Source organism: Streptomyces botrytidirepellens (assembly GCF_003721215.1).
GTDB classification, from domain to species: domain Bacteria; phylum Actinomycetota; class Actinomycetes; order Streptomycetales; family Streptomycetaceae; genus Streptomyces; species Streptomyces himastatinicus.
In genome coordinates this window covers 1-5,726 of the sequence record NZ_RIBZ01000664.1, presented here as the reverse complement: position 1 = coordinate 5,726, position 5,726 = coordinate 1, and the positions used below count along the sequence as shown (strand labels likewise).

Below are 5,726 nucleotides of genomic sequence, written 5' to 3'. Positions count from 1 at the left end.
GCCACCATGACGGCAAGTGCCCGCCGCCCGAAGAACTGTGGGAAATCCAGCGCGGCGTCCCAGGCCGCTACCGCACCCGGCCGCGCGGGCGGCCTCGGTGAGGATGTGCGCGAGGTCCCGCGACCCGTCCAGCAGCGGCGCGAGGGCGGCGATCGCCCGCCCGTGCAGCGCCGTGACGCCGTGCTCGGAGACCAGGTAGACGGCCTCGCCCGGCACCGGTTCGACCCGCAGATGCGGGGTGAAGCCCAGTTCGCCCGCCATGCGTCCGCGCTCCCTCATTCCCCGCCGAACGTGCAGATGCAGATGCGCGGCGCGACGGCCGGCCAGGAGGCGTCGGTGAGCTCCTCGATGACCAGGTCGTCCGGATCGTGCGGGTCGTCCGGGGCGTTCAGGGCGTTCAGGGCGTTCAGGTCGGGGTCCGGCGCGGCCGGGACACCGCCGTCGGCCGCGGGTTGCGGGGGGATGGAGGCTTCCGTCATCACAGGCTCTCCTCGGGGTGGGAGGCGGTCGTGGACCAGGGGCCGCGGCGGGGCCGCCGCCGCGGTTCAGTGCCGCCGTCATCGCCAGGGTGTGAATTTGTCATGGGTCGACCTCCCAGGACTCATACCGAGTTCGGTATTCCGGCACTGGTCGGAGGCACCGCTCACCCGCGAGTCTTTTCTGTGCCTCGATGGCACGGCCGCGCGGCCAGGAGGCACCTGACGGACCGTTGACGGAGGTACAGGACCATGGACATCAAGGTGTTGGGGCCGCTGAGCGTCGAGGCGTGCGGTCAGTCGATCGTGCCCAGCGCGGGCAAGCCGCGGCAGATCCTTGCACTGCTTTCCGTCTACGCCAACCAGATGCTGCCGGTGCCCACTCTTATGGAGGAAATCTGGGGCACGCAGATGCCGCGCAGTGCGCCCACCACCTTGCAGACGTACATCCTTCAGCTCCGCCGCAGGCTGGCCGCCGCTTACGGCCCCCAGGCGCCGCAGGCCTCGAAGGACGTGCTGGCCACCCGGTACGGCGGCTATGTCCTGGAGGCGCAGCCGGGCGCTGTCGACATCCATGAGTACGACCGGCTGGTGGCGGCGGGGCGCGACGCGCTCGACGCCGGGGACGATGTCGAGGCGTCCCTGCTGCTGCGCGAGGCGCTCGCGGTCTGGCGCGGTCCGGCGCTGGTGGACGTGCGGGTCGGTCCGGTCCTGGAGATCGAGCTGGCCCGGCTGGAGGAGAGCCGTCTCGGCGTCCTGGAGCGCCGCATCGAGGCCGATCTGCGGCTCGGCCGCCATGCCGAGCTGCTGACCGAGCTGACCGAGCTGACCGCCCGCCATCCGCTGCACGAGGGGCTGCACGCCCAGTGCATGGCCGCGCTGTACCGGGCGGGCCGCCCGTGGCAGGCGCTGGAGGTCTACCAGGGGCTGCGCGCCCGGCTCGTCGAGGACCTGGGGCTGGAGCCCTCGCCGCGGCTCCAGAAGCTCCAGCAGGCGGTGCTCGCCTCCGACCCCGCGCTCGACCTCGACCTCGAAGGGCACTGGCGCCGCCCGGTGCTCGACCTGTTCGCCGCCTGACCCGCCGCTCCGTACGGTCCGTCCCGCGCCCCGCCCCGCTTGACCGCTCCACCCGCCGCACAGGCCCCGTCACCTCCCCAGGGCCCGCCCGGTGACCTCCCCCCGAACGCCCGGCGCCGCCCTTCAGCCGGGTCTGCTACGGCTCCGCTGCCCGATCCCCCCGCGCGGGCAAGCGGAGCCGTAGTGCATTTCCCCCGAACGACCACCGACTCCCGCCGACCTCCCGCCGACCTCCCGCCGACCCGACCGCCCGCCAACCCGAACGTCCGCCGACCCGAACGTCCGCCGACCCGAACGTCCGCCGACCCGAACGCCCACCGACCTCCCGCCTGACTGCCACCGACCTCCCGCCGACCGCTCGTCCGACACCAGCCGAGGGGGTGCCTTGCGCATCATCGACCTGTCCACACCGGTGGACGCCCCCGCGCCCTGCGGTGCCCCCGGTGCGCGCGGGACGTCGCGCGTCATCGACCGGATGCCGGTGGAGTGGTTTCTGCGCCCGGCGCACGTCCTGGACATCACCGGCGCCGACCCGGACACCCGCACCGCCGGGGTCGAGGACATCGAGAAGGCGCTCGCCCGGACCGGCTGCCGCCCGCGCCCGCTGGACGTCGTCCTGCTGCACACCGGCGCCGCCTGCTGGGCCGGTACGCCGCGCTACTTCACCGACTTCACCGGCCTCGACGGCCCCGCCACCGACTACCTCCTCGACCTGGGGGTCCGGGTGATCGGCACCGACGCGTTCAGCCTCGACGCGCCCTTCCACGACATGATTCGCCGCTACCACGCCACCGGCGACCGGTCGGCGCTGTGGCCCGCGCACTTCGCGGGCCACCGCCGGGCGTACTGCCAGATCGAGCGGCTGGCGCGGCTGGACACCCTGCCGCCCACCGGGTTCCGGGTCGCCTGCTTCCCCGTGAAGACCGCGGGTGCGGGCGCGGGCTGGACCCGCGCGGTGGCCCTGCTCGACGAGGTGTGAGTCCGGTGGCGACGGCGCACCAGGAGATCGACACCGAGGTCTGTGTGGTCGGCGGCGGCCCGGCCGGTCTCGTGCTGGCGCTGCTGATGCTGCGCTCGGGGGCGCGGGTGACGGTGCTGGAGCGCGCCCGCGCGCACGAGCGGGAGGCCCGCGGCGAGATCCTCCAGCCCGGCGCACAGGCGCTGCTGGACGAGCTGGGAGTGCTCGCCGGGGCGCGGGCGCGCGGCGCCCAGGAGCACGACCGGTTCCGGCTGTTCGAGGGCGAGCGGATGCTGCTGGAGGCCGACTACCGCCTCCTCCCCGCCCCGTACGACCATCTGCTGTCCCTCCCCCGGACGCATCTGCTGGACGAACTCCTCGCCCACTGCCGCCGCTCGCCGGGCTTCCGCTATCTGCCCGGCCGGAGGGTCGGCGGCCTGGTGTGGCGGGACGGGCGGATCGCCGGGGTCACCGCCGACGGGCCGGACGGCCGCTGCACCGTGCGGGCCCGGGCCGTGGTCGGTGCGGACGGCCGCTACTCCCGGGTCCGGCGGCTGGCCGGAATCGGCGCGGGCCGCACCGAGGCGCTGCACCACGTGCTGCTGTGGTGCACCCTCAAGGCGGGCGGCGCGGACGCCCCGCCGCTCCGCGAGGTGCGGGTGTTCCGCACCGGGGACGGCCCGGTGGTGGTCTACGGCTCCTGGCCGGACCGCATACACCTCGGCTGGACGCTGCCGCAGCACGGCCACCGCGCCCTCACCGCGCTCGGCGCGGACCGGGTCAGGGAGCGGCTCGCGCGCGCCGTGCCGCCGTACGCCACGGCCATCCGCGAACAGATCCGCGCCCTGGGCGACCTCGGGCTGCTGGACGTCTTCTCGGCCCGCGCCCGGCGCTGGGTGGACGACGGGCTGGTGCTGATCGGCGACGCCGCCCACACCCACGGCCCGATCGCCGCCCAGGGCATCACCCTCGCCATCCAGGACGCGGTGGTGCTGCACCCCGTGCTGTCCGGTGCCCTGGCCGCGGGCGATGTCGGCGCGGATCGCCTCGCCGCCTTCGAGGGGCGCCGGGGGCCCGACGTCGCGGCGGTCGTACGGATGCAGACCCGGCAGAGCCGGGCCCTGCTCTCGGGTGGCGCGTTCGCCACTCGCGTGCGCCCCTATCTTGCCCGGGCGCTGCGCCACACCCCACTGCACCGCAGGATGCTCCAACGCATCGCCTACGGGGGCCCGGTGATCCGCGTCGTGGATGCCAGGGTGTGCGGGCGCCCCTGAGCGGGCGGCGCACGGCGGCCCGGTCCGGGGCGGCCCCGGCGCCGGGTCGAGGCGGGCTCAAGTCACGGCGGCGACCATGGCGTTCTCAGCAACGCCATCCGGGAACGACCGCGGGGAGGGCGCCGATGGTGCCGAGGGTGTCAGACGCAGCGGGCCTGTCCGTCGTGGTGCTCGGCGGCACCGGCGCCCTGGGCGGTGCGGTCCAGCGCGCGTTCGAGGCCGCGGGCGCCCGGGTGCTGGTGGTCTCCCGCCGAGAGCCGGAGCCCGGAGAAGCCGTCTCCTGGGCCGGGCTGGATCTGACCCGCACCCCGTCCGGGCAGCTCGCCGCCCTCCTCGCCGGGGCCGCCGCCGACGTCGTGGTGAACGCGGCCGGGCTCACTCACGGCGGCACCGAGGAGCAGTTGGCCGCGGCCAACGCCGGGCTGGTGCGCACCCTGGTGGAGGCCGCCGCGGCGCTGCCGCACCGGCCCCGGCTGGTGCAGCTGGGCACGGTCCACGAGTACGGCCCGGTGTGCCGGGGTGTCGGCATCACCGAGGATCTGCCGCCCGCGCCGGTCAGTGCGTACGGCCGCACCAAGCTGCTCGGCGCGCAGGCCCTGCTGCGCGCCACCCGGGCCGGTGCGGTGGACGGCGCGGTGCTGCGGATCGCCCATGTCTTCGGCCCCGGCGCGCCCCGCGCCGACCTCCTGGGCACCGCAGCCCGCCATGCGGCATCCCGCTGCCCCGGTCCGCTGCGGCTGGAACCGCTGGAGGGGCGCTGGGACTTCGTGGACATCCGTGACGTCGCCGCCGCGGCCCTCGCGGCGGCGACGGCGCCCCGGGCGAGCGGACAGGTCGTCAACATCGGCTGCGGCCAGGCCCTGAGCGTGCGCCGTCTGGTGGAGCGCATGATCGTGCTCAGCGGGCTCGGCGTGCCGCTGGTGGAGGAGCCGGGCGCCGGCGGTCACCCTCCGGGCCCCGCCTGGCAGCGGGTGGACATCTCCCGGGCCCGGCTGCTGCTCGGCTGGCGGCCGCGGTTCGGCACGGTCCGGTCGCTGCGCGATCAGCTGGCCGAGGCGGGGGCGCCGGACCGCGCGACGGCGGCGCGCCCATGATGGACCTCGGCCTGGACGGGCGCGCGGTCCTGGTCACCGGCGCCACCGGCGTCGTCGGCAGGGCTGCCGCCCGCGCCTTCGCGGCGCAGGGCGCGCGGGTGGCGCTGGCCTTCCGGAACCGCCGCGAGGCCGCCGAGGAGCTGGCCGCCGAGCTGGCGGGCCCGGACGGCAACCAGGCCTTCGCCGTGCCGTACGCACTGGAGGACTCCGCATCGCCGCGCTGGGTCGTGGCCGCCGTCGAGGAGCGCTGGGGCGCGCTCGACGTCCTGGTGGCGAACGCGTGGCGGCGGGGCGCGCGATGCGATCCGCGCGCCCGTTTCGAGGACATCCCCGAGGGGGACTGGCTGCCGGTCGTCGCGGACAGCCTCGCCCCGGTGATCCGTACGGTGCAGCGCGCCGTCGTCGGGATGCGGGAGCGCGGCTGGGGCCGGATCGCGCTGGTGTCCTCGCGCCGGGTGCCCGACGAGTTCCACGGCGCGGCCGAGGCCGGGCTGCACGGCCTGGCCCGCGGCCTCAGCGGGCAGGTGGCGGCGGACGGAGTGCTGGTCAACGCGGTGTGCCCGGAGGGCGCGCCCGCAGGGGCCGGGGCCGCCGCGCAGACGCTGCTGTTCCTGTGCTCGGCGGCCAACACCCGTCTCACCGGCCACACCCTCACGCTCACAGGCGGCTGACCGGGGAGGGATCGTGCGCGTCCTGTTCACGACCTGGGCCCCGGGCGGGCATCTGGTCGCGCTGGTGCCGCTCGCCCGGGCCTTCCTCGCGGCGGGCCACCAGGTGCGGGTCGCGGTCCCGGGCGGCTGCGCGGCGGCGGTCGCCCGGGCCGGGCTGATGCCGGTGCCCGCCGGGG

5 protein-coding genes and 2 pseudogenes are annotated in these 5,726 nt (G+C 76.0%); 5 read left to right on the top strand and 2 right to left on the bottom strand.

The genetic code is table 11. From position 1 onward, the window contains the following. Both EEJ42_RS35080 and EEJ42_RS35075 read right to left on the bottom strand, forming a co-directional pair. Positions 1-261, bottom strand: a pseudogene (locus EEJ42_RS35080) (TOMM precursor leader peptide-binding protein); the annotation flags it as partial. Between the two features lie 14 nt (positions 262-275). Next, positions 276-479 carry a hypothetical protein gene (locus EEJ42_RS35075; protein WP_123106253.1) on the bottom strand — a complete coding sequence of 68 codons (204 nt, stop codon included), beginning with the start codon at positions 477-479 and terminating at the stop codon, positions 276-278. 249 nt (positions 480-728) lie between these two features. On the opposite strand from EEJ42_RS35075, the gene EEJ42_RS35070 reads away from it, so the two are divergent. The 5 genes and pseudogenes from EEJ42_RS35070 to EEJ42_RS35050 all read left to right on the top strand — a co-directional run bounded on the left by EEJ42_RS35070 (position 729) and on the right by EEJ42_RS35050 (position 5,550). After that, positions 729-1,553: an AfsR/SARP family transcriptional regulator gene (locus tag EEJ42_RS35070; protein WP_009717667.1), complete on the top strand. Its 825-nt coding sequence runs from the start codon at positions 729-731 to the stop codon at positions 1,551-1,553. 406 nt (positions 1,554-1,959) lie between these two features. Continuing rightward, positions 1,960-2,532, top strand: a pseudogene (locus EEJ42_RS35065) (cyclase family protein); the annotation flags it as partial. Between the two features lie 5 nt (positions 2,533-2,537). Continuing rightward, complete coding sequence (locus EEJ42_RS35060) at positions 2,538-3,785, top strand: FAD-dependent monooxygenase (protein ID WP_123106251.1); 1,248 nt, start codon at positions 2,538-2,540, stop codon at positions 3,783-3,785. Between the two features lie 137 nt (positions 3,786-3,922). Next, entirely contained in the window at positions 3,923-4,879 is a 957-nt protein-coding gene (locus tag EEJ42_RS35055) for an NAD-dependent epimerase/dehydratase family protein (RefSeq protein WP_221179464.1), read from the top strand. Further along, positions 4,876-5,550 carry an SDR family NAD(P)-dependent oxidoreductase gene (locus EEJ42_RS35050; RefSeq protein WP_246097578.1) on the top strand — a complete coding sequence of 225 codons (675 nt, stop codon included), beginning with the start codon at positions 4,876-4,878 and terminating at the stop codon, positions 5,548-5,550. Before EEJ42_RS35055 ends, EEJ42_RS35050 begins: the two co-directional genes overlap by 4 nt. The last annotated feature ends 176 nt before the right edge of the window (positions 5,551-5,726 follow it).